Annotated in this window: 20 protein-coding genes and 3 tRNA genes; 19 read left to right on the forward strand and 4 right to left on the reverse strand. The window is 62.2% G+C overall.

The genetic code is table 11. The annotated features are described in order from the left end of the window. Positions 1–12: 12 nt before the first annotated feature. The 3 genes from R6254_RS03045 to apaG all read right to left on the reverse strand — a co-directional run bounded on the left by R6254_RS03045 (position 13) and on the right by apaG (position 3,897). On the reverse strand, positions 13–1,269 hold the full coding sequence (locus tag R6254_RS03045) for a cation:proton antiporter domain-containing protein (RefSeq protein ID WP_318404296.1): 1,257 nt from the start codon (positions 1,267–1,269) through the stop codon (positions 13–15). 202 nt (positions 1,270–1,471) lie between these two features. Next, on the reverse strand, positions 1,472–3,472 hold the full coding sequence (locus R6254_RS03050; RefSeq protein WP_318404297.1) for a site-specific recombinase: 2,001 nt from the start codon (positions 3,470–3,472) through the stop codon (positions 1,472–1,474). A gap of 14 nt (positions 3,473–3,486) precedes the next feature. Beyond that, a complete protein-coding gene (gene apaG / locus R6254_RS03055; protein ID WP_318404362.1) occupies positions 3,487–3,897 on the reverse strand; it encodes a Co2+/Mg2+ efflux protein ApaG in 411 nt (136 codons plus the stop codon). A gap of 86 nt (positions 3,898–3,983) precedes the next feature. Between apaG and rpe the strand changes: the two genes are divergently transcribed. The 9 genes from rpe (at position 3,984) to gph (ending at position 15,764) form a co-directional block, all read left to right on the forward strand. Next, a complete protein-coding gene (gene rpe, locus R6254_RS03060; protein WP_318404299.1) occupies positions 3,984–4,679 on the forward strand; it encodes a ribulose-phosphate 3-epimerase in 696 nt (231 codons plus the stop codon). Positions 4,680–4,738: 59 nt separating this feature from the next. Continuing rightward, positions 4,739–7,267, forward strand: coding sequence for a PAS domain S-box protein (locus R6254_RS03065; protein ID WP_318404301.1), 2,529 nt, complete (start codon positions 4,739–4,741; stop codon positions 7,265–7,267). Between the two features lie 40 nt (positions 7,268–7,307). Then, positions 7,308–7,664: a hypothetical protein gene (locus R6254_RS03070; RefSeq protein WP_318404303.1), complete on the forward strand. Its 357-nt coding sequence runs from the start codon at positions 7,308–7,310 to the stop codon at positions 7,662–7,664. 135 nt (positions 7,665–7,799) lie between these two features. Continuing rightward, positions 7,800–9,104 (forward strand): TolC family protein, encoded by a 1,305-nt coding sequence (locus R6254_RS03075; RefSeq protein ID WP_318404304.1) that lies wholly within the window; start codon positions 7,800–7,802, stop codon positions 9,102–9,104. Between the two features lie 37 nt (positions 9,105–9,141). After that, positions 9,142–9,702, forward strand: a complete 561-nt coding sequence (locus R6254_RS03080) for a hypothetical protein (RefSeq protein WP_318404306.1) — start codon at positions 9,142–9,144, stop codon at positions 9,700–9,702. Beyond that, complete coding sequence (locus R6254_RS03085; RefSeq protein WP_412103095.1) at positions 9,702–10,820, forward strand: efflux RND transporter periplasmic adaptor subunit; 1,119 nt, start codon at positions 9,702–9,704, stop codon at positions 10,818–10,820. The genes R6254_RS03080 and R6254_RS03085 overlap by 1 nt, the downstream gene beginning before the upstream one ends. 15 nt (positions 10,821–10,835) lie before the next feature. Further along, positions 10,836–13,955 carry an efflux RND transporter permease subunit gene (locus R6254_RS03090; RefSeq protein ID WP_318404307.1) on the forward strand — a complete coding sequence of 1,040 codons (3,120 nt, stop codon included), beginning with the start codon at positions 10,836–10,838 and terminating at the stop codon, positions 13,953–13,955. Between the two features lie 63 nt (positions 13,956–14,018). Further along, positions 14,019–14,402, forward strand: coding sequence for a hypothetical protein (locus R6254_RS03095; RefSeq protein WP_318404308.1), 384 nt, complete (start codon positions 14,019–14,021; stop codon positions 14,400–14,402). Positions 14,403–15,032: 630 nt separating this feature from the next. Next, positions 15,033–15,764 carry a phosphoglycolate phosphatase gene (gene gph, locus R6254_RS03100; RefSeq protein WP_318404309.1) on the forward strand — a complete coding sequence of 244 codons (732 nt, stop codon included), beginning with the start codon at positions 15,033–15,035 and terminating at the stop codon, positions 15,762–15,764. Positions 15,765–15,774: 10 nt separating this feature from the next. Here the strand turns inward: gph and R6254_RS03105 are convergent, their stop codons facing one another. Beyond that, positions 15,775–16,362 (reverse strand): chalcone isomerase family protein, encoded by a 588-nt coding sequence (locus R6254_RS03105; protein WP_318404310.1) that lies wholly within the window; start codon positions 16,360–16,362, stop codon positions 15,775–15,777. Between the two features lie 364 nt (positions 16,363–16,726). Between R6254_RS03105 and trpE the strand changes: the two genes are divergently transcribed. From trpE to R6254_RS03155, 10 genes are all read left to right on the forward strand, one after another. Continuing rightward, entirely contained in the window at positions 16,727–18,226 is a 1,500-nt protein-coding gene (trpE, locus tag R6254_RS03110) for an anthranilate synthase component I (protein ID WP_318404311.1), read from the forward strand. Between the two features lie 3 nt (positions 18,227–18,229). Then, complete coding sequence (locus R6254_RS03115; RefSeq protein WP_318404312.1) at positions 18,230–18,811, forward strand: aminodeoxychorismate/anthranilate synthase component II; 582 nt, start codon at positions 18,230–18,232, stop codon at positions 18,809–18,811. Next, on the forward strand, positions 18,811–19,467 hold the full coding sequence (locus R6254_RS03120; protein WP_318404314.1) for a LysE family translocator: 657 nt from the start codon (positions 18,811–18,813) through the stop codon (positions 19,465–19,467). The genes R6254_RS03115 and R6254_RS03120 overlap by 1 nt, the downstream gene beginning before the upstream one ends. A gap of 29 nt (positions 19,468–19,496) precedes the next feature. After that, positions 19,497–20,540 (forward strand): anthranilate phosphoribosyltransferase, encoded by a 1,044-nt coding sequence (gene trpD, locus R6254_RS03125; protein ID WP_318404315.1) that lies wholly within the window; start codon positions 19,497–19,499, stop codon positions 20,538–20,540. Positions 20,541–20,546: 6 nt separating this feature from the next. After that, the gene (gene trpC / locus R6254_RS03130; protein WP_318404316.1) at positions 20,547–21,341 is read left to right on the forward strand and encodes an indole-3-glycerol phosphate synthase TrpC; all 795 of its coding nucleotides are present in this window, start codon (positions 20,547–20,549) and stop codon (positions 21,339–21,341) included. Between the two features lie 24 nt (positions 21,342–21,365). Next, a complete protein-coding gene (locus tag R6254_RS03135; RefSeq protein WP_318404317.1) occupies positions 21,366–22,133 on the forward strand; it encodes a uracil-DNA glycosylase in 768 nt (255 codons plus the stop codon). Positions 22,134–22,195: 62 nt separating this feature from the next. Further along, positions 22,196–22,281, forward strand: a tRNA-Tyr gene (locus tag R6254_RS03140). An 80-nt stretch (positions 22,282–22,361) separates the two neighbouring features. Beyond that, positions 22,362–22,435: transfer RNA gene (locus tag R6254_RS03145), tRNA-Gly, on the forward strand. A gap of 39 nt (positions 22,436–22,474) precedes the next feature. Beyond that, a tRNA-Thr gene (locus R6254_RS03150) sits at positions 22,475–22,549 on the forward strand. A 104-nt stretch (positions 22,550–22,653) separates the two neighbouring features. Further along, positions 22,654–22,772, forward strand: a 119-nt coding sequence (locus tag R6254_RS03155; protein ID WP_318404318.1) for a GTP-binding protein, incomplete at its 3' end; no start/stop codon positions are given.

Consider the following 22,772-nt stretch of genomic DNA (forward strand, 5'->3'; position numbering starts at 1 on the left):
GGCGTGGACGAGTTACTCACGGAAATCTCCTGCAGAGCGGTTGAAGGATGGGGGTGCCCAGGGCTTGGAGCTTTCGCGCGCACGGTAGATCGCAAAGGTGGCCACCGTGGCGCCCAGCACCTCCATCAGCAAAATCGCCGGCAAGGCAATGCTGGCGATGCGCGGGCCCAGCGAGGCCGAGGCGGCAACAAACTGCGATACCAGCAGCAGCGCCACCGAGGACATCGGTGACATCGCGCAGCCGACCCACAAGGCCTGCTTCCAGCTCGCGCCGCTGCCCACATTGCCCAGGCCCACGCCGACAATTTTGGCCAGGGCCCGCGCCGCGACCAGTGCGGCGACCATGCCGGCCACCGGGCCGCTCCAGTCGGCCTGCGCGGCCACCACCGAGACCAGCACAAACATCAGCATGGTCAACATCGCTGACGCAGTGCCCATCTGCCGCGGCCAGGACCAGGGACGGGGGTTGAGTTGTTTGAGCAACATGCCGCCCAGCAGCGCGGCCAGCGGCGCGGAGCCGCCAAAGTGGGCGGCCAGGGCCGCACCGGCGGCGATCAGCGCGAGCAGCAGGATGGCGGTGTTTTCGCTGGTGGGGCTCATCACGCGCAGCGCGATACGCAGCGTGAGGGCCAGCACGGCGCCCACCACCACCGACAGGCCCAACACCACCAGCACCGGATAAAGCGTGCTGACCAGGCTGGCGTCGCCTCGGTCCATCATGCCGGCGCGGGCGCTGCACAAGGTCAACGCATACAAGGTGCTCAGGGTGGACAAGACCATGGCCCGTTCGGTCACGGGGCCGGAGGCGTGGGTGTCCATGATGACCCGCGACAACACGGCCGGCGAAGCGGCCATGGCCAGCAGGGCCAGCGGTTCGGCCACGGCTTCACGCATGCCCAGAAAGGTCAGTGTCCAGTACACCGCGACAAAGGTCAGTGTTGATTCGGCCAGACTTTGCACCAGCACCATGGGGTTGTGGCGAAACCAGCGCAGCGGAATGCGACCACCGGCTTCAAACAGCACCACGGCCACGCCGAGCTCGAGCAGAAACAGGCCGGTGCCCTGCAGCGGCCAGGCCGCGCCGGTGAAACCGGCCAGGCCGGCAAAGGCGCCGACCGCGGAATAACCCACCACCTTGGGCACACCGCCATAACGCTGCACCAGGTGGCCGATAAAGGCGGCCAAGGCGAGCAAGATCGACCACTGAACGGTAGGCAGGCCTGCCGACGGTTTGAGCCATTCGGCCCAGAAGGCCATGAGTTCATTCATGGATGGGGTGTCTCCGTTGATGGATTGCAAGGCAACCCGCAGCAGGCGGGCGCGAAGGGTTCGACAAGACGGCCCGTCAATGCGGACTGGACAGCCCGAGAGGACCGGTCGTGCTAATTTACATCAGCACACAAATGGCGCGTGTAGGACAAGTGCTGAGATCGCCGCATGCGTGTGGTGGAACGCCGCGTGCCGACGCTTGTCAGCCGGGAATAAAAAAGCTGCTGGGCTTGCTGCGCCAGCGCGCCCAGATTGCCGAGCGAATGCGCGCACGATCAGGCCGAGTGACGTTATGGGCCTGCAGGGCCAGCCGGAAGGCCAGGTAAAAACTCACGCTCAGGTTGAACGCGCCTATCAGCGGGATCGCCGCCACACACCACCAGAGGGCCGGTTGCCGCAAGACGTCCCAGCCCAGCGCGGCGCCGGCTGCGGCCAACTGGCCGGCCGACAAGGTGACGTGGCGCACTTCCAGCTCCAGGCCAAAAAATCCGGTCATGGGTGGGATCAGCCCCAGTAAAAAACCCAGCGCAATGTTGGAGGTAAAACCCGAGATGTTGTCACGCATGAAGCCGGCCCAGCGCCGCGCGCGTTGCATGCCCAAGGTCCGTGTGATGCCCGGGTTGTAACGCATGGCGGACGCCAGTCGGTAAAGCACAAACCAGTTTTCTATCCAGCCGCCAATGATGCTGGCGGCAAACAGCAACGCGCCGGTGAATGCGGCCCACAACAGCGTCGGACCCAGCAGGCTCAGGCTGTGCAACACGTGTTGCGCCTCCTTGGCATCAATCATCGGGTGCCCGAGGCCCAGCAGGATGGCGCCGTTGATGAGCAACACCACCGGCACCACCATCAGCACATTGCCCAGCACGGCCGCGACCTGTGAACGCACCAGGTGTGTGACTTCGTCGACAAACTCGCTGACCGCTTCACCCGAGCGCAAATCTTTCAGCTTGGCGGCCATGGCCGGCGCCGTCATGGCCGGTTGTTTGGTGGCCAGCGTGAAGTGCAGCAACTGGATCAGCACAAAGCTGGCGGCATACATCACGCCAGACCAGAAGCCGCTCCAGAAGGAGGACAGCGCCAGCCCGACGATCATGAATTTCAGCAAGGTGGTGACGCCTGTCAGCGCGCCGCCGCCGGCCGCCTTGCCCAGCATGGCCATGTAGGCTGCGCGGTCTCGCGTGATGTAGTGCTCGCCGGTTTCGGCGCCGCGTTCTGCCACCTTGGCGGCCAGCAGGCTGGAGTTGCTGGCCACCAGCGCGCGAATGCTGCGCCGCTCTTCGGCCAGCAAGACCAGCCGGGCCAGCAACTGCATGGCGCTGGCGGCAGGAGTTTCCGACAACATGCAGTCCAGCAGTTCACGAATACGCAGGATACGTTCGCGCAACTGGCGCAGGCGAAACACCAGGCCGACCGAAATGCCGTGTTCATCGAGGTGGGCATACACCGAGGCGGCCGCGCTGCGGCAAGCTTCCAGCCGGCTTTTGAACTGGTCCAGCGCCAGGTGCAGCGCGCCGCTGTCCGGCCCGTGCGCCAGCAGCGCGGCGCGGATGGCGTCCAGATCAGGTGCCAGGCCATGAAAAGGCCGGGCCTGCAAGGTTTGTGAACTCATGCGCAGGCGCAGTTCCGGCGAAAAACCGGTGGCCGCGACCTGGCTGGTGCAATAAGTCAAGGCCTCCAGCAACACGCCTTGCCAGTCCTGCAGCAGGGTGTGGTCCGCTGGCGGTGGTGTTTCGTCATCGGCGATGGTCTCGCCGGGTGGGTTCGTCGTCAGCAGGGTGCCCAGACGGCCCAGTGTTTCTTCATCCAGCAGCTTGAGCCACTGGGCGTCAAACGGCGTCGGAAACAGCAGCATGAACAACTCGATGGCATGGGTGGTTTCCGGCGTGCCGGGCAGCAGCCTGTAACGCAGCCGTTCGCCCAGTTCACTCAGGAAAGCCGCGCGTGGGGCAAAGCCAAAATCGGCAAACAGGGGTGTGGCATCCACCGTGCTGACCAGGGTGTTCCACCAGTCGTGTAATTTGACCTGAAACCCGGGCCTGGCCTGGGCGGCATCGACAAACAGGCGGACCCGGGACAAAGCCGCCTGCGGATTGCTGCTGTCGCCGCGTATCCAGTCCAGCAGGGTTATCAGCCAGAGGTGGCGGCTGGCGAGCTCGGCTTTGGGCTCCAGCAGGTCCAGCAGGTCGGCCAGGTTGCGCATGCCGGTGCGGGGGCTCAGTGCAACACGCGGCTGCTGCCGGTTCCGCCGGTGGCGCCGGCCGCGTCACCCGCGTCGAGCACAAACATCGGGATGGCCGTTTCGAACCGTTCACCGTCTTCGGCGACAAAAAAGTAGCTGCCGTGCATGGTGCCGGTGGGCGTGCGCAGGCGCGAGCCGCTGCTGTACTGGAAGGACTCGCCGGGTTTGAGCAGCGGCTGGTGGCCGATCACGCCCAGGCCCTTGATTTCCTCGGTGTGGCCTTTGGCATCGCTGATGATCCAGTGGCGCGAAATCAGCTGGGCCGCGACATCACCGGTATTGGTGATGGTGACGGTATAGGCAAACCCATACACGTCGTCTTCAGGCGCGGATTGCTCCGGCAGGTAGTGCGGCAGGACTTCGCAGGAAAATTGGTATTTCGGCATGGCTTTCACAAAAGTGGTGCCCATGTTAACCGCCCTGAATGACGCACGCCCGTGCAGGGCGTCCGGCTTGCTGCGACAATCCCGCCATGAGCCAAACCAAGCCACCGGTGTACCGGATTGCCCCCTCTATCTTGTCGGCTGATTTCGCGCGCCTGGGTGAAGAACTCCAGACCGTGATTGCCGCCGGCGCTGACTGGATCCATTTCGACGTGATGGACAACCATTACGTGCCGAATCTGACCTTCGGCCCCATGATCTGCAGCGCCCTGAAGCCGCACGCCAAAAAGGCCGACGGCACGGCGGTGCCGATTGATGTGCACCTGATGGTCCAGCCGGTAGATGCGCTGGCCGCGGCTTTTGCCGACGCCGGCGCCGACCTGATCAGCTTCCACCCCGACGCCTCCGGTCATGTGCATCGCAGCGTGCAGGCGATCAAGGCCAAAGGTTGCCAGGCCGGGCTGGTGTTCAACCCGGCTGAGCCGCTGGACGTGCTGGACTGGGTGATCGAGGACATCGACCTGATCCTGATCATGAGTGTTAATCCCGGCTTTGGCGGCCAGAGTTTTATTGACTCGGCGCTGCGCAAGATCGAGCAGGCGCGCAAACGCATCGACGCCTCGGGCAAGGACATCCGTCTGGAAGTCGACGGTGGTATCAAGGCCGACAACATCGCACGTGTGGCCTCGGCCGGCGCCGACACCTTTGTGGCCGGCAGCGCCATTTTTGGCAAGCCGGACTACCATGCCTCGATCGCCGCGATGCGGGCGGCGCTGGCGAAATGATGTAGCGGCTGCGCGCCGGTCCGCGACGGGACAGCGCTGCACAGCTCAGGCCCACACCCATGAAGCTACCTTTTCGCGCAAGCATCAACTTTGCCCTGGGTGTGGGGCTGGTCTTGATTGTCCTGAGCATCACGGCCTCTTACAGCACCATCAATTACCTGATCCGCGATGCCCAGCGTGAAACGCAATCGCAGGAAACCGTCATCCTGCTGGAGCGCCTGGTGTCCCAGTTCAAGACGGTTGAGTCCCTGCAGCGGCGTTATTTGCTGACGGCGACGGCCGGCGATCTGGCGGCTTATCAACAGGCGCGGGAGCGCAGCCAGCAGGCCTTGATGCACGTGTTGACGGCGCAGGAACTCGAGACCGGACGAGAAAATTTGCACCTGCTGGAAGGTCTGATCGCCCGGCGGGTGGAGGCCATGGAACAGACCGTCACGGTCCGGCAGAGCCTGGGCCTGGAAGCCGCCACGGCCCTGGTAGGCAACGATTTGAATCGCCAGTTGCACGAAGAAATTGATGGCCTGGTGGCCCGGATCAAAAGCAGCGAAAACCGGGCGCTGGAACGCTCCAAGGAGGACACCCGGCGGACGGCCCAGAGCGTCAAGCTGCTGATCCTGCTGGGTGGTTTGTTGTCGCTGGGTGTTCTGGTCTGGGCGATCTGGATGATGCTCCGCTTGCAGGCCAAGAGCCGCCGGATTCAGGCCAAACTGGCCGATAGCGAAGCCATGAGCCGGGCCGTCACCGAAAGCATGGCGGAAGGCATGGTGACCGCGACCGAGGATGGCACCATTGTCAGCGTCAACAGCGCGGCGCGACATCTTTTCGGTTACCGGCAGGACGAGCTGATGGATCGAAAGGTCTCGGTGCTGCTGCCGACGCGTTACCAGATGGGGTTCACGGCTTTTTTCGGGGCGTTGACCGAGCGGCCACGCGGTTTCCGCGAGTCGGGTGCCGAGGTTCTGGGGAGGCGCGGCGACGGCACCGAATTCCCGGTCAACGTGTCTTTCGGGGATGTCAGTGTGGGCGGGCAGCGGCTGTTCACGGCCATCCTTCGCGATATCACCGAGAGCCGGCGCATCAGCGAGGCCTTGCACGACAGCGAAGCCTTGCTGCGCCAGATCACGGATACCGTTCCGGCGCTGATTGCCTACGTTGACAGGGACCAATGTTTCCAGTTTCATAACAAGTCGTATGAAGAAGCGTTCGGTCTGACGCGGGAGCAGATTCATCAAAAAAACATGCAAGACGTCATGGGCCCGGCGTTCTACGCGCGGGTTCAACCCCATGTGCAGGAAGCGCTGGCGGGTTATGCGGTGCGTTACGAGCGCGAGCAAATACTGCCCAGCGGCGAGCGGCGCGAGTATGTGATGAATTATTTTCCGCGCTACGGTGAAGGTGATGAGCAGGACAAGGTGATCGGATTGTTCGCGCTGGGCAACGACGTCACCGAACTCAAACGGATGGACCGCATGAAAAGCGAATTTGTCTCGACCGTCAGCCACGAATTGCGCACGCCCCTCACGTCGATACGCGGCTCCCTGGGGTTGGTGTGGGGCGGCGTGACCGGCGAGTTGCCTGAAAAGGCCAAACACCTGATTGGAATTGCCAAAAACAATTGCGAGCGGCTGATACGTCTCATCAACGATATTCTGGACAGCGAAAAAATCGAGTCCGGCAAGATGCGTTTTGATCTGCAGGCGCTGGACCTGGAGCCGCTGATGGCGCAGGCGCTGGCCGCCAACGAAGGTTTTGCCGCGCAACACCATGTGAGACTGGTTCTGCGTGCGACCAAACACCCGGTGCGGGTCAACGCCGACAGCGACCGCCTGATCCAGGTGGTGACCAACCTTTTGTCCAACGCCATCAAGTTTTCCCCACCTGAGGGCCTGGTGCAGGTGGTGTTGCGCCGTGAAGCGGGGCGGGTGCGGGTCGAGATCAGCGACAGCGGGCCGGGCATTCCCGAGGAGTTCCGAAAACGCATCTTCCAGAAATTTTCGCAGGCCGACTCGTCCGACACGCGCCAGAGAGGCGGAACCGGGCTGGGCTTGAATATCTCCAAGGCGATTCTGGAGCGCATGGACGGTCGTATTGGGTTCACGACGGAGAGCCAGGTTGGCAGCACCTTCTTTTTCGACCTGCCGGAATGGCGGGAGGCGCCGCCGGTGACAGCGCCCATGAGTCTTTACGCCGTGGCGCGGCCCCGCATTCTGGTGTGTGAAGACGACCCGGATGTGGCGCAACTGATAGGCATGATGCTGGACAAGGGCGGGTTTGATGCGGACATCGCCCACACGGCGGCGCAAGCCCGCAGCTACCTCCGGATGGAGACTTATGCGGCGATGACGGTGGACGTCAAGCTGCCCTACGAAAACGGCCTGGCGCTGATTCGGGAATTGCGCCTGGTCCCACGGACCGTCGATTTGCCGGTGTTGGTGTTGTCGGTCACGGCCGGGGAGGTGCAGCAGGACCTTGCGCACCAAGCGCTTGGAATTTCCGACTGGCTTGAAAAACCACTGGATGAGCAGCGGCTGTTACAGTGCCTGCGCCGCGCCATTGACAACAAACGCGGTCAGACAAAGGCACGTTAGCCCGAGGGCTGTTGGTCCGCCCGCTAGAATGCAACACTCTATGCGTCGCTGGTTGATTGTCCTTCTGTTTGTTTTTGTGCCCCTGCAGCTCAGCTGGGCGGCCGTGAGCGCCTATTGCCAGCACGAAACCGGTTCGGCCGCACAACATGTGGGGCATCACCAGCACCAACACCAGGCTGATCCCGATCAGGGTGACAGCAGCAAACCGACAAGCACGGTTGGCATGGATGCCGACTGCGGTGCCTGCCATGCAGGCGGCAGCACGGCGATCTTCGGCTCGGCGCCCTTGCCGGCGTTAGGTGTGCCGTCCGGCGCCCGGATCGCGCATCAGATCCGGACCTCTCCTCCTCCTCCCCCATCCCTGCCCGAACGCCCTAACTGGGCCGACCTCGCCTGATCGGCGAGGCAGGGCATTTTTCTGTCCTTTTGTGCCTCTTGCGTTCCGCTATGCGCGGCACGTAAGGATGTACGGCGATCCTGTTGATCGCGCTTCGCCGATTCCCCACGTGTCTTTTCATCACTGGAGAATCGGATGTTCCGAAGAAATCAAAAATATGGCGTTCCGTGCGTCTTGCTGGCGCTGCTTGCCAGCAACGCCTGGGCGCAAGCAGCGCCACCTAACGCTGCTGTCGGCGTGGCTGTACCTGTGTTCACGCAGGCCAACGGTGTCAGTGCTCCCACGACGCTGAAACAAGTCTTTGACGCCGCGTGGCAACGTCAGCCAGAAGCGCAGTCACGCGCGGCCCGCCAGGAGGCGGTGACGGCCCGCAGGCAGGCCGCCGACAGCTGGACGGCCGAACCCATGGCCCTGGAGTTGGCTAGCCAGAACGACAGGCTGAACAACAATCGCGGCGCTCGCGAACTGGTCGCTGGACTGGCCATGCCTTTGTGGCTGCCCGGCGAGCGGGCACGCACGGGTGGCCTGGCTGACGCGGAGATACGTGCCAGCGCGAGCCGGGTCCTGGCCGCGCAGTTGCGCACGGCCGCCAACGTTCGCGCGTCTTATTGGCAGTGGCAACGTGCCGGGATCGAGCAAGCCCTGGCCCGTGAACGCTTGAGCAATACGCAGCAACTGGCTGCCGACGTGCTCAAACGTGTCAAGGTCGGCGATCTGGCCCGATCCGATCAGCACCAGGCTGACGGGGCGGTCGCCGGCGCCGAGGCCGGGCTGGCCGAAGCCACGGGCGCGCTGGCCTCCGCGTCGCAGCAATTGCGGGCCCTGCTCGGTAAGGTGCCAGTGGCGCCTGCCACGCCTGTGGCCGAACCGGTTCCCGAGCTGCCCGCTGATGTTGCCGCCCTGGATGAGCATCATCCGGCGCTCGCCGAACTGCTGGACCGGGCGGAGGTCGCGCGGCGATCCACGGAACTGACACGTGTGCAAACCCGCGGCAACCCCGAGCTGACCCTGGCGACAAGCCGTGAGCGGGGCGTGTTCAACGAGGCCTACCAGCAAAGCATCACCGTGGGTATTCGCATCCCCTTGGGTTCGAGTGATCGCAACCAGGCCAGGTTGGCCACGGCGCAGGCCGATGCCATCGAAGTGGAAGGGCTGCTGCGTCTGGAGTGGGAACGTTTGCTGACCGAGCTCGACGCCGCGCGGATCCGCCTCGAATCGGCCCGGGCGCAGTTGAGCGCCGCCGACAGGCGTTCACAACTTGCCCGCGAGTCACAGCGTTTTTTCCTGAAATCGTTTCAGATGGGTGAGACCGATCTGCCGACACGTTTGCGCATTGATCTCGAAGCCATCGATGCCGAACGCCAGGCGGCCCGGACCCGTATCGACCTGGCCGCGGCGATCTCCGCATGGCGTCAAACCCTGGGACTGCTTCCCGAATAAGCCGGTTCCCGGTCAAACAATTTTTTGGAATTCAATCATGACTATTTTGAAAAGGCTGAAGGCCTTGTCCCTGGTGATGTTCATCGCCGCCACACCGTTCACAAGCTGGGCGGGTGACGGCCACGATCATGGCGAAGCACCCGCCTCCGCGGCTGGCTCGGCATTGCCCCGTTTTGTCGCGGTGTCCGAGACCTTTGAGCTGGTGGGTGTCCTCCATGGCAAACAACTCACCCTTTACCTGGATCGAACCACCGACAACAGCCCGGTGAAAAATGCCAAGCTCGAATTGGAGCTGGGCGGCGTGAAGGTGGACACCCAACCGCATGGCGAGGGCGTGTTTGAAGCCACACTGACGCAAGAACTCCAGCCGGGGCTGAGCGCGGTGGCGGCGACGGTGATCGCAGGGGATGACACCGATCTGCTCGCTGGCGAGCTGGATATCCACACCGACGCACATGCCGATGTATCCGCAGGCGGTTCGGCGTGGCAACGCTACGGCGCCTGGGCTGTCGGCGGACTGCTGGCCCTGGCCTTGCTGGCTTGGGGTTTTCGTCGTGTTCGCGCCCGTCAAATCCAAACACTCGGGAGTGCAACATGATGCAAGGTTTACGCATGTCCGCGGCGGTGTCCGCTTTGTGGCTGGCCTTGCTCTCCATGGCGGCGCCGGTTTTTGCCGGCGAGGGGCATGACCACGGCGGTGCGCCGCCCTCGGCCAATAGCAACGGCCCGAAACGCCTGCCCGATGGCAGTGTGTTTTTGCCCAAACCGGCCCAGCGCCAGATGGGTGTGCGCACCGTGGTGGGTGAAGCCAGGCAGTTGCCGCGTGCGACCGAATTGTCGGGCAAGGTGGTGATGGACCCCAACGCTGGTGGCAAGGTGCAGGCCTTGATGGCCGGCCGTCTGCAAGCGGGTCCGCGGGGACTGCCGTCTTTGGGGCAGGCCGTGCGCAAGGGCGAGGTGCTGGCTTATGTGCTGCCCTCCGCTGCGGCGATTGAACGTTCGAACCACGCCGCGCAATTGGCCGAGCTTCAGGCCAGCCGCAAGCTGGCCGAAAAACGCCTGGCGCGTTTGAAAGAACTGGCCGATACGGTGCCACGCAAAGACATCGAAGCGGCCGACAGCGAGGTGACCAGCCTGGGGGCACGTATCGCCGCAGTAGGTGCCGGCCTGTCCGCGCGTGATGCGCTGGTCGCGCCCGTCAGCGGTGTGATTGCCTCGGCCAACGCCGTGGCCGGTCAGGTGGTGGATGCGCGCGAGTTGTTGTTCGAGGTGATCGATCCCGCACGTTTGCACATCGAGGCCCTGGCCTTCGATGCTGCACTGGCGGCCGATGTGGCGGGCGCTTTTGTCGCGGTGGGCAGCAAAAAGGTGGAGCTCATTTTTGTGGGTGCGTCGCGCGCCTTGCGTGACCAGGCCCTGCCGCTGGCCTTTCGTGCCGAAGGTCCGTTACTCAGCCAGTTGGCCGTCGGCCAGCCGCTTGCCGTGGTGGTGCAAAGCCGCAGCCTGGTGGCGGGTGTGCCGGTCCCGGCCGCATCGCTGATGAAAAATCCGGCCAACCAGACCATTGTCTGGGTCAAGACCGCGCCCGAACACTTCCAAGCGCGTGTGGTCACGGTGGCGCCGCTGGATGGCGCTACGGTGGCGGTGACGTCTGGCCTGAAGGCCGGTGATCGTGTGGCCACGCAGGGTGCCACCTTGATCAATCAAGTTCGCTGAGCTAGGGGTAACACGATGTTCAAGTGGTTACTCGACAGCAGCCTCGCCAATCGCTTGCTGGTGATCATCGCCAGCCTGGTCTTGATGGCCTATGGCGCTTTCACGCTCACACGCACCCCGGTCGATGTGTTTCCCGACCTCAACAAACCCACGGTCACCATCGTCACCGAAGCCGGCGGCATGGCGGCCGAAGAGGTGGAGCAACTCATCACCTTTCCGCTGGAAACCGCCATGAACGGACTGCCCGGCGTGGAGACGGTGCGTTCCACCTCCAGCGCCGGCCTGTCTTTTGTGTATGTGACCTTCGACTGGAGCACCGAGATTTTTCGGGCGCGCCAGATGGTCGGTGAACGCCTGTCCTCGATGGAGGAGGGCCTGCCTTCGGGGGTGATGCCGCGCATGGGGCCGATCAGCTCCATCATGGGCGAGATCATGCAGATCGCGATTCCCATCGACACGGCCAAGACCACACCCATGGCGGTGCGCGAATACGCCGACTGGGTGTTGCGTCCGCGGCTGCTGGCCGTGACGGGTGTGGCGCAGGTCGTGCCGATTGGTGGCGAGGTGCGCCAGTTCCAGGTGCAGCCCAACACCGTGCGTATGGCCGAGTTAGGCATCACCCATGAGCAACTGGAAAATGCGCTCAAGGGGTACTCCAGCAACACCTCGGGTGGTTTTCTGGAGCTCAATGGGCGCGAATACCTGATTCGCAACCTGGGGCGCACGTCCAGCCTGGACGATCTGAGAAACCTGGCGCTCACCGCGCGCGACGGCCAGTCCATCCTGATGCGGCAGATCGCCGAGGTGACGTTTGCCGCCGCCATCAAACGGGGTGATGCCGGTTACGAAGGCAAGCCGGCGGTGATCCTGGGCATACAGAAACAACCCACGGCCGACACCATCGGGTTGACCCGCGCGATCGAGGCCGCACTGACCGAGATGCAGCGTTCCTTGCCGGCCGGTATGGAAAAACCGACCGTCACTTTCCGACAGGCGAGTTTTATCGAGTCGTCCATCACCACCTTGCAAGGCAAGCTGATGGCGGCCTCGGCTTTTGTGGCGGTGATTCTGTTTTTGTTTCTCGGCAATGTGCGCACCACCGTCATTGCGCTGGTGGCGATTCCGGTCTCGATTTTTATCACCGCGCTGGTGTTTCGCTACTTTGGCCTGTCGATCAACACCATGACCTTGGGGGGGCTGGCGATTGCCATCGGCGGGCTGGTGGACGACGCCGTGGTGGGCATTGAAAACGTGATGCGCCGGCTCAAGGAAGACCGGGTCAAACATCCCGAGCACCGGCTGCACCCTATCGAAGTGGTGGCGCGCGCGACCATGGAAGTGCGCTCGGCCATTCTGTACGCCACGGTGATCATCGTGCTGGTGTTTGTGCCGCTGTTCGCGCTGCCCGGCATGGAAGGGCGCTTGTTTGTACCGCTGGGTATTTCCTTCATTGTGTCGACGCTGGCCAGCCTGGTCGTCTCCGTGACCGTCACGCCGGTGCTGAGTTTTTACCTGCTACCCCGCATGAAGTCGCTGGACCATGGCGACACCAAGTTGCTGGCATGGCTGAAGAGGCACTACCGCAGCAGCTTGCAGGCAGTGCTGGACCGTCCCAAGGCCGCGCTGGCCGCAGGTGCGCTGGCGGTGGTGGTGGCTGCGCTGGCCGTGCCGTTTTTCCCCACCACTTTTTTGCCGCCCTTCAACGAAGGCACTTTGCTGATTGGCCTGCGGCTGAACCCTGGCGTGACCCTGGCCGAAAGTTCGGTGCTGGCGCGCCAGGCCGAGGTGCTGGTCAAGCAGGTGCCCGAGGTCACCCAGGTCGGGCGGCGCAGTGGCCGCGCTGAACTGGACGAACATGCGGAAGGGGTGCACGTCAGTGAACTGGACGTGGGTCTGAAGCCTTCAGGTGACATCAAACGCTCCATGGACGAGGTGGCGGCCGACATCCGTTCACGCCTGGTCAACCTGCCGGCGGCCGTGAGCATAGGCCAACCGATCTCGCACCGCATCGACCACATGTTGTCGGGCGTGCGTTCGCAGATCGCCATCAAGATCTTTGGCGAGGATCTGGACACTCTGCGCGGCCAGGCCGAGGTTTTGCGTGCGCGCCTGGCCGCGATTCCCGGCGTCGCCGACCTGGAGATCGAAAAACAGGTGCTGGCGCCGCAAATCAAGGTGCGCATCGACTATGCGGCGGCGGCCCGTTACGGCGTGCCGGCACCGCAGGTGTTAAGTACCTTGCAAAGCCTGGTCGAGGGCGAAAAAATCACCCAGATCGTCGAAGGCGGGCGGCGCTTCGCGCTGGTGGTTCGCCTGCCCGAGTCGGCACGTTCGGTGGAAGGCCTGGGGCAAATCCTGATCGAGACACCGACCGGGCGCATTCCCTTGTCCAAGGTGGCGAGCATCGAAGACAGCGACGGCCCCAACCAGGTCAGCCGCGACGACGGCAAACGCCGCATCGTGTTGTCGGCCAATGCGCAGGGGCGGGCACTGTCGGCGGTGATCGCGGACATCCGCCGGGTGGTGGCCGAGACGCCGTTGCCTGAGGGCTACTTCGTCACGCTGGGTGGCCAGTTCCAGGCGCAGGAGGAGGCTTCGCGGCTGGTCGGCTTGTTGTCCCTGGTGTCGGCGGTGCTGATGTTTGTGGTGCTGTACAGCCGGTACCAGTCCACGCGGCTGGCCTTGCTGATCATGGCCAATATCCCGCTGGCGCTGGTCGGTGCCGTGCTGGGCTTGTGGCTGTCCGGCCAGCCGCTGTCGGTGGCGGCGTTGGTCGGCTTCATCACGCTGGCTGGCATCTCGGTGCGCAACGGCATCCTGAAAGTGAGCCACTACATCAACCTCATGCGTTTTGAGGGTGAAAGCTTTGACCACAAGATGATTGTGCGGGGCTCGCTGGAGCGCCTCAGCCCGGTGCTGATGACGGCACTGGTGACGGCGTTTGCACTGGCCCCGCTGTTGTTCGAGGCGGAACGTCCCGGAACCGAAATCCTGCACCCGGTGGCGGTCGTGATTTTCTCGGGTTTGATCAGCTCGACCTTGCTCGATACCTTTCTGACACCCGTCATGTTCTGGCTGTTCGGTCGCAAGGACACCGAACGCCTGCTCGACGACAAAAACGCCGAGGCTTTCTGAGCCCGGCTTGACTTTCCCGTGCTTTCTCTGGCATCTCTGTTTCAAGCTATCAAAGGAACCCTTATGAAACTAGCTTCACTCATCGCCGCGCTGGTTTTCAGCACCACCGGAGCCGCCTTCGCGGCCGACAAACACGAACACGGCCATGCCCACCAGCCGCTGCATGGCGGTGTGGTGGTCGAGATCAAGGACATGGACTACGAACTGGTCGCCAGGGCGGAGGGTTTGCAGCTGTATGTGCGTGACCACGGCAAGCCGGTGGATGTCAGCAAGGCCAGCGCCAAACTCACCCTGCTCACCGGGACCGACAAACAGGAGGTCGCGCTGAGCCCTGCCGGCGACAAACTGGAAGCCAAAGGCAGTTTCAAAGTTGCGGCCAAGACCAAGGTGGTGGCCCTTGTCATGCGGGCCGGGAAGTCGTCAACGGTGCGTTTTGTACTGAAATAAGCAGCGTATACCGGCGGATCGAATCGCCGGACCAGGGTCCAGGTCGTTGTATGCCAGCGTAGGAAAATTCCCGCGTGTGTGCTTGCAATTGGCCTGCGCCTGCAAGCTGGGATCCCAGTGTTTTGCGAAATTGTTTCCGATGTCACGTCATGCCCCGGCGATTGTCATTGAACGTGTGCATGGGCAGGGATGCTGGTCAGCGTGAAGTGAGGCCCTTAAAGCGGGTTTCACATGGCTTTGTGCCTCTCACCATGGACACACGATGGCCGACTCATCGCATCGCACCGCGCTCCGACGTTGCGCTGGCGCAGACGCAACTCGAAGACCGGCTGCCGCTGAGGATTCGCATCGACGATCTTCAAGGGGCCGCTACGCGGATATCGAAGAGGGCGCGCCGCTGATCAATGTGGACCTGCCGACGGGCAGGTATCTCGTCACGGCGGGACGCGGCGCAGCACAACGGCGTTACACCATCAAGCTGGACAGGGGTGCAGGTGTTGACTTGTACCTGCGACTCACGCCGGCACGCAGGCCTTAGGGGGTCGTCCTGCACTTCCTGCGTTCAACCAGTTTTTGTTTCGTCGCGGGCCAGTGAATTTCGCTTAGGATGGCGCCTTTGCTCTGAATCCTATGGCCTTGAACCACAACATGTTGGATGCGGTGATCGTCGACCTGGACGGCACCATGGTGGACACCTTGGGTGACTTTGTGGTCGCCCTGAACGGTATGCTGACCGATCTGTCGCTGCCCCCAGTAGACCGGGCGGTGGTGGAGCCGCTGGTGGGCAAGGGCTCGGAACATTTGATCCAGTCGGTGCTGGTTTATGTATTAAACAGGCCTCTGGCCCAGGAAGAGCGGGCGCAGTCAGCTATCAATTTGGAAGCGAATGCTGCGCGACTGTTCCCCACCGGCTGGGCCAGCTACCAGCGCCATTACCTGGCGATCAACGGCCAGCATGCCAAGGTCTACCCGGGCGTGCTGGAAGGTTTGCAGCAGTTGAAAGCCCAGGGCCTGAAGCTGGCCTGTTTGACCAACAAACCCACGGCGTTTGCGCTGCCGCTGCTCAAAGCCAAGGGGCTGGACGGTTTTTTCAACCAGGTGTTTGGCGGCGATGCCTTCGAGCGCAAAAAGCCCGATCCGCTGCCGCTGCTTAAAACCTGCGAGTCGTTGGGAACAACGCCTGACCGCACGCTGATGATTGGCGACTCCAGCAACGATGCGCGTGCGGCCCGTGCCGCGGCGTGCCCGGTGGTACTGGTGACCTACGGCTACAACCATGGCGAGCCGGTGCGGGCTGTGGATGCTGACGGTTTTGTCGATTCGCTGGCCGAGTTGCGCTGGCCGGCCGCCGCACGGGGCTAAACCCCAGCGTTCAGACGGCTTTGCCGAGCAGGGCGTCTTTGAGTTTCCAGTCGGCCGGCTCGGGGCCCAGCCAGATACGCATCAGCGCGTTGAAAAATTCCTGCTCCTTGTAGGGTTCGCCCTGGGGCACGCCCTTGACGGAAATCACCGCGCCCGTGCCGGGAACCCAGTCGATGGTGAACACGTCGCCGGCCAGCAGTTTTTTCTGGTCCGAAAAAAGCTGGCCCATCTTGATCAGGCCGGGCACCAGCTTGGACATCTCGGTCTTGGGCGCGTTGTCCTGCACACCACGCGTGAACAGTTTGCCCAACTCGTTTGAATCGATGTCGCGCAACATGGTGATCTGCATGCGTTTGATACCGGGGGTGGCCAGCACTTCTTCCGGGGTAGCGGCTTTTTTGCCCAGGTACAAACCGGCGGCATAGACCTTGAACACAGCCTTGTAACGAACGCCGGCGCCGTTGAGCACCAGTTTGGCGCCACGCACCTCCGTGGCGTCCTCCATCTTGACGCCACCCACATCGATGGTGGCCGCCGTGGCCCCCAGCGCCATCATCCCGACCACCAACCCCAGCGCCCATTGTTTGACCAATTTCATGCCTGTCTCCAGAAAATAGAACGACCGTTCGTTTGTGTCTGTACCATTTTGTAAGCGGGGCGGGGTCGGGACAACAGGGTTTGCGAGCATGGGCGGCCGGCTTCGCCAGCGGCCCGGGTCTTTGCTACACTTTGGCTTCCTATGTTCATTCACCGCATCATTCAAACAGGTAGCAGCGACCGGGGAGCCTGGCCCTGGCGGGCCTGACCGCAGCTATTGCATGACGGGGCCTGTTCGCCTCGATCGCCATGTATGTTTGATGCGCTCTTGCCGATGGCAAGGGCATCCCAGCCCCGTCCCGGGGCCTCTTGAATGATGGGTGGCCACGCCAGGCGCGTGGGTCCACCGGTGAAGGAAACCAGCCGTGATTACAGAACTTGAATTCAAAAGCCTGGCGCAGCAAGGCTATAACCGCATCCCCTTGATGGTGGAGGCGTTTGCCGACCTCGAAACCCCGCTCTCGCTGTACCTCAAACTTGCCCATTCCAAAGACGGCGGCAAATTCAGCTTTTTGCTGGAATCCGTGGTCGGCGGCGAACGTTTTGGCCGCTACAGCTTTATTGGCCTGCCGGCCCGCACCCTGGTGCGGGCCAGTGGTTTTGGCGCCGACGTGCTGACCGAGGTGGTTCGGGACGGGCAGGTGATTGAAACCTCCCAGGCCAACCCGCTCGATTTCATCAGCGATTACCAGAAACGTTTCAAGGTCGCGCTGCGGCCCGGTCTGCCGCGCTTTTGCGGCGGACTGGCCGGCTATTTCGGCTATGACACGGTGCGTTACATCGAGAAGAAGCTCGAAGCTTCGTGTCCGCCCGATACCCTGGGCTGCCCGGATATTTTGCTGTTGCAGTGTGAAGAGCTGGCCGTCATCGACAACCTCTCGGGCAAGCTGTATTTGATCGTGTATGCCGACCCGGCCCAGAGTGAGGCTTATGCCAATGCCAAAAAACGCCTGCGCCAACTCAAGGAACAGCTGAAATATTCGGTCAGCGCCCCGGTGGTCAAACCCTCCCAGGCTTACCCGGCCGAGCGCGACTTTGGCAAGGCCGACTACATCGCCGCCGTGGAGCGCGCCAAAAAACTCATCGAGGCCGGCGACTTCATGCAGGTGCAGGTCGGCCAGCGTATCAAGAAGCGTTACACCGAGTCGCCGCTGAGCCTGTACCGCGCGCTGCGTTCACTCAACCCCAGCCCCTACATGTATTACTACCACTTTGGGGATTTCCATGTGGTGGGCGCCTCGCCTGAAATCCTGGTGCGCCAGGAACAGGTGGAAGAGGGCCAAAAAATCACAATTCGTCCGCTGGCCGGCACGCGTCCCCGGGCTTCCTCGCCCGAGGCCGACCAGGCGGTCGAACAGGAACTGATCAACGACCCCAAAGAGCGCGCCGAACACGTGATGCTGATCGACCTGGCACGCAACGACATCGGCCGCATCGCCAAGACCGGCACGGTCAAGGTGACCGAGGCCTTTGCGGTCGAGCGTTACAGCCACGTGATGCACATCGTCAGCAATGTCGAAGGTGTGTTGCTGGACAATATGACCAGCATGGACGTGCTCAAGGCCACGTTCCCGGCCGGCACCCTGACCGGCGCACCCAAGGTGCATGCGATGGAACTGATCGACCAGCTCGAGCCGACCAAACGCGGCCTGTACGGCGGCGCTTGTGGTTACCTGAGTTATGCCGGCGACATGGATGTGGCAATCGCGATCCGCACCGGCATCATCAAGGACCAGACCCTGTATGTGCAGGCGGCGGCTGGTGTGGTGGCCGATTCGGTGCCCGAGCTGGAGTGGAAAGAAACCGAAGCCAAGGCCCGCGCGCTGTTGCGCGCCAGCGAGCTGGTCGAAGAAGGTCTGGAGTAAATCATGAGCCGCACAATCAAACTCCTGATGGTCGACAACTACGACTCCTTCACCTACAACATCGTCCAGTATTTTGGCGAGTTGGGGGCCGAGGTCGAAGTTTTTCGCAATGACGAAATCACGCTGGAAGGTATAACGGCCCGCGCGCCGGACCGGCTGGTAATTTCACCCGGCCCCTGCTCGCCGGCCGAGGCCGGCATTTCGGTGGCCGCGATCCAGCACTTTGCCGGCAAGCTGCCTATCCTGGGCGTCTGTCTGGGCCACCAGTCGGTCGGTGCGGCTTTTGGCGGCAAGATCGTGCGCGCGCAGCAATTGATGCATGGCAAAACCAGCGTGATCAGCACCACGCAGGAAGGTGTGTTTGCCGACCTGCCGGCGCAGTTCACCGTCAACCGTTACCACTCGCTGGCGATTGAAAAATCGAGCTGTCCGGAGGTGCTGGCGGTGACCGCCTGGACCGACGACGGCGAGATCATGGGTGTGCGCCACAAGGAGTTGGCGATCCAGGGAGTGCAGTTTCACCCCGAATCGATATTGACCGAACATGGCCATGCGATGCTGAAAAACTTCCTGGAGCAGCGCTGATGGTCGGCGTGGACAACCTGGCGCTGTTTATCGCCGCCGGGTTGTTGCTGAACCTGACCCCCGGCCCGGACGTGTTGTACATCGTGACGCATGCTCTGCGCCGCGGCGCACGCGCCGGCATGGTGGCGGCCCTGGGCATCACGGCCGGCTGTTTTGTGCACATCGCAGCCGCTGCGCTAGGCGTCAGTGCACTGATGGCGGCGTCCAGCACGGCCTTCACCCTGCTCAAGTGGGTGGGCGCGGCCTACCTGGTGTATGTGGGGATTCGCCTGCTGAGCAGCAAGGTGTCTGGGTTTGCTATTGATTCAGGAGCTGTTTGCGTCCATCCAACGGGGGCTACAGGCCTAAAACGTATATTTTTTCAGGGTTTCTGGACCAATGTGCTCAATCCCAAGGTGGCGCTGTTTTTCCTGGCTTTTGTGCCGCAATTTATCGCGCCCGGCGTGGAGAACAAGGCGCTGGTGTTTTTGCTGCTGGGGCTGGTGTTCAACCTGAATGGGCTGGGTGTCAACCTCGGCTGGGCTTTGACGTCTGCCTGGCTGGGCCAACGCCTGGAAACCTTGCAGCAGCGCCTGCACTGGCTGGACCGTGTCGCCGGCGCCCTATTTATTGGATTTGGCCTGAAGCTGGCCTTGTCCGACAATCCTTCTCATTGATACAAGAGACAAGAGGACAAGAGCACATCATGCCTTTGAGCAACAAAATCACCCCCCAGGAAGCGCTGCAGCGCACCATCGAACACCGTGAGATTTTTCACGACGAGATGCTCAAGATCGTGCGCCTGATCATGAGCGGCGACTTGTCGCCCGTCATGATGGCGGCGCTGATCACCGGCCTGCGCGTCAAAAAAGAAACCATTGGTGAAATCACCGCCGCGGCTCAGGTCATGCGCGAGTTTTCGACCAAGGTTCATGTGGCCGACAAAACCCACCTGGTCGACATTGTTGGCACCGGCGGCGACGGCTCGCACACCTTCAACATCTCGACCTGCGCCATGTTTGTCGCGGCCGCGGCCGGCGCCAAGGTCAGCAAACACGGCGGACGCAGCGTCAGCAGCAAGTCCGGCAGTGCCGACGTGATGGAGGCCTTGGGCATCAACATCAACCTGTCGCCGGAGGCGATTGCCCAATGTATTGCGCAGGTCGGTATCGGTTTCATGTTTGCACCCAACCACCACCCGGCGATGAAAAACGTCGCACCGGTGCGCAAGGAGCTGGGCGTGCGCACCATCTTCAACATCCTCGGGCCTCTGACCAACCCGGCCGACGCACCCAACATTCTGATGGGGGTGTTCCACCCCGACCTGGTCGGTATCCAGATCCGCGCCTTGCAACGCCTGGGCACCGAACATGCGCTGGTGGTTTACGGCAAGGACGGCATGGACGAAGTGTCGCTGGGCGCGGCCACCGTGGTCGGCGAGCTGAAAAATGGTGAAATCACCGAGTACGAAATCCACCCGGAAGACTTCGGCCTGGCCATGGCCAGCAACCGCGCCTTGCGGGTGGAAACACCCGAGCAGTCGATGCAGATGCTCAAAGGCGTGCTCGACAAAGAACCGGGTGCCGCCCGCGACATCGTGCTGCTCAACGCTGGCGCCGCGTTGTATGCGGCCAATGTGGCCGACAACATGAAGGCCGGTATTGAGCTGGCCCGTAAGGCCATCGATTCCGGCGCCGCTAAAAACAAGCTGGAACAGCTTGTGTCCACCTCCACCTCACTGGCAGCCTGAAACACCATGTCCGATATCCTGAACAAAATTGTGGCGGTTAAGCACGAAGAGGTCGCCGAAGCGATCAAGCGCAAACCGCTGGCCCTGATGCGTGAAGACGCCGAATCGCGCCTCAACACGCGCGATTTTGTCGGCGCCCTGCGCCGCAAAATCGCTGCGGGCAAGCCGGCCGTGATCGCCGAAATCAAAAAAGCCAGCCCTTCGAAAGGGGTATTGCGGGCTGACTTTGTGCCCGCAGACATTGCGCAAAGTTATGCCGAACATGGCGCGGCCTGTTTGTCGGTGCTCACGGACAAGGATTTCTTCCGCGGCAGCATCGACTACCTGAAGCAAGCCCGAGCCTCCTGCAGCCTGCCGGTGTTGCGCAAGGATTTCATCGTTGACGCCTACCAGGTCTACGAATCACGCGTCATGGGCGCCGACTGCATATTGCTGATCGCCGCCTGCCTGGACGACGCGCAACTGAAGGCCTTCGAAGCGCTGGCCTTGTCGCTGGACATGGCGGTGCTGGTGGAAGTGCATGACCGCGCCGAACTGGATCGCGCACTCCAACTGAAAACACCGCTGTTAGGCATCAATAACCGCAATCTGCAGACCTTCGAAGTCTCGCTGGACAACACCTTGGCCCTGTTGACAGACGTGCCTGCCGACCGCCTGCTGGTCACCGAGTCCGGCATTTCGACGCCAGCCGACGTGGCGCGCCTGCGCGCCGCCAAGGTCAACGCCTTTCTGGTGGGTGAGGCCTTCATGCGGGCCGATGACCCGGGCGTGGCGCTGGCCGGCTTGTTCCCGGACTGCTAATTGCTATTTATTCGATAGCTGTTTATGTCCGTACCACAAGGGCTACAGGCCGATTTGGCCTTTGACCGTTTGCCGCAAGCCGGTGTGGCGTCCGCTGCGTGTTTGCAAGGCTGGAATCCGACCGATTGGCCGGTGGCGGCCGATTGGTCGGCTTTGGTCACCCAGTTTCTGGTCAGCAGCACGGGCCAGCAATTAGGCGTTTTTGTCAGCCAGCGCCTGGCCGCCGGCGCCACGATTTACCCGGCTCAGCCTTTTCGCGCGCTAGAGCTGACGCCACTGGCCGAGGTCAAGGTCGTAATTTTGGGTCAAGACCCTTATCACGGCCTCGGCCAGGCGCATGGCCTGGCTTTTTCGGTGGCTGAAGGTGTGAAAACGCCGCCCAGCCTGCGCAATATCTTCAAGGAGCTGGCGCGCGATCCGCAGATCGATGCCGAAGTGCACACCAGCGGCAAGCTGGAGCGTTGGGCGCGCCAGGGCGTGTTGCTGCTCAACACCGGTTTGACTGTGGAAGACGGGCAGCCCGCCAGCCATGCCAAGCAGGGCTGGGAGTTGCTGACGGATCAGTTGATCAGCGCGGTATCGGCCAGGCCCGAGCCGGTGGTGTTTTTGCTGTGGGGCGCGCACGCCCAGGCCAAACAGGTCTTGATCGATGGCCGGCACCGGGTGCTGACCGCCAATCACCCTTCGCCGCTGTCGGCTTTGCGTCCGCCCAAACCATTTCTGGGTTGCGGGCATTTCAGCGCGGCCAATGACTTTTTGCGGGAAAACGGGTTTTCTGCGATTCAGTGGTAGTCACTTGTGCTCGCGGATTGTCTTTCGTCAAATTTCCATGGCATAATCTGAGGTTCGCCGAAGGAGAGGTGGCCGAGTGGTTAATGGCAGCAGACTGTAAATCTGCCCTCTAACGAGTACGCTGGTTCGAATCCAGCCCTCTCCACCAGTGATAATTGATTTTGCAGGCGTGTGTCTGGATAGTTGGAATGCCGTTTTTCGGGGTCGCTTGAGTTTGAAGCGGTCGATGCGGGAGTAGTTCAATGGTAGAACCCTAGCCTTCCAAGCTAATGACGCGGGTTCGATTCCCGTCTCCCGCTCCATGGCAGTTAAGCTGGTTTTTTGGCGATAGTTTGAATTAGGCCCATTTGGCTCAGTGGCAGAGCACTCCCTTGGTAAGGGAGAGGTCCCGGGTCCGATTCCCGGAATGGGCACCATTTCAGCAGAAGCAAGCTCCGCGCTTGCTTCTGCTGGCTGGTTGGTGTGAGTGGTTTGTAAACAAATTTCGTAAGTAAACCCTTAAGGTATTTGGAGTCGAAAAATGGCAAAAGGCAAATTTGAGCGGTCCAAACCGCACGTCAACGTCGGCACGATCGGCCACGTGGACCATGGCAAGACGACCCTGACGGCGGCCATCACCTCAGTGCTGGCAGCCAAGTT

It is taken from the genome of Polaromonas potterensis, from assembly GCF_033446725.1.
Lineage (GTDB): Bacteria > Pseudomonadota > Gammaproteobacteria > Burkholderiales > Burkholderiaceae_C > Polaromonas.

Excerpts from the sequence above, each read along its gene's own strand:
- R6254_RS03045 (WP_318404296.1), bottom strand. The coding sequence starts at position 1,269 with ATGAATGAACTCATGGCCTTCTGGGCCGAATGGCTCAAACCGTCGGCA.
- R6254_RS03050 (WP_318404297.1), bottom strand. The coding sequence starts at position 3,472 with ATGCGCAACCTGGCCGACCTGCTGGACCTGCTGGAGCCCAAAGCCGAG.
- apaG (WP_318404362.1), bottom strand. The coding sequence starts at position 3,897 with ATGCCGAAATACCAATTTTCCTGCGAAGTCCTGCCGCACTACCTGCCG.
- rpe (WP_318404299.1), top strand. The coding sequence starts at position 3,984 with ATGAGCCAAACCAAGCCACCGGTGTACCGGATTGCCCCCTCTATCTTG.
- R6254_RS03065 (WP_318404301.1), top strand. The coding sequence starts at position 4,739 with ATGAAGCTACCTTTTCGCGCAAGCATCAACTTTGCCCTGGGTGTGGGG.
- R6254_RS03070 (WP_318404303.1), top strand. The coding sequence starts at position 7,308 with ATGCGTCGCTGGTTGATTGTCCTTCTGTTTGTTTTTGTGCCCCTGCAG.
- R6254_RS03075 (WP_318404304.1), top strand. The coding sequence starts at position 7,800 with ATGTTCCGAAGAAATCAAAAATATGGCGTTCCGTGCGTCTTGCTGGCG.
- R6254_RS03080 (WP_318404306.1), top strand. The coding sequence starts at position 9,142 with ATGACTATTTTGAAAAGGCTGAAGGCCTTGTCCCTGGTGATGTTCATC.
- R6254_RS03085 (WP_412103095.1), top strand. The coding sequence starts at position 9,702 with ATGCAAGGTTTACGCATGTCCGCGGCGGTGTCCGCTTTGTGGCTGGCC.
- R6254_RS03090 (WP_318404307.1), top strand. The coding sequence starts at position 10,836 with ATGTTCAAGTGGTTACTCGACAGCAGCCTCGCCAATCGCTTGCTGGTG.
- R6254_RS03095 (WP_318404308.1), top strand. The coding sequence starts at position 14,019 with ATGAAACTAGCTTCACTCATCGCCGCGCTGGTTTTCAGCACCACCGGA.
- gph (WP_318404309.1), top strand. The coding sequence starts at position 15,033 with ATGGCCTTGAACCACAACATGTTGGATGCGGTGATCGTCGACCTGGAC.
- R6254_RS03105 (WP_318404310.1), bottom strand. The coding sequence starts at position 16,362 with ATGAAATTGGTCAAACAATGGGCGCTGGGGTTGGTGGTCGGGATGATG.
- R6254_RS03115 (WP_318404312.1), top strand. The coding sequence starts at position 18,230 with ATGAGCCGCACAATCAAACTCCTGATGGTCGACAACTACGACTCCTTC.
- R6254_RS03120 (WP_318404314.1), top strand. The coding sequence starts at position 18,811 with ATGGTCGGCGTGGACAACCTGGCGCTGTTTATCGCCGCCGGGTTGTTG.
- trpD (WP_318404315.1), top strand. The coding sequence starts at position 19,497 with ATGCCTTTGAGCAACAAAATCACCCCCCAGGAAGCGCTGCAGCGCACC.
- trpC (WP_318404316.1), top strand. The coding sequence starts at position 20,547 with ATGTCCGATATCCTGAACAAAATTGTGGCGGTTAAGCACGAAGAGGTC.
- R6254_RS03135 (WP_318404317.1), top strand. The coding sequence starts at position 21,366 with ATGTCCGTACCACAAGGGCTACAGGCCGATTTGGCCTTTGACCGTTTG.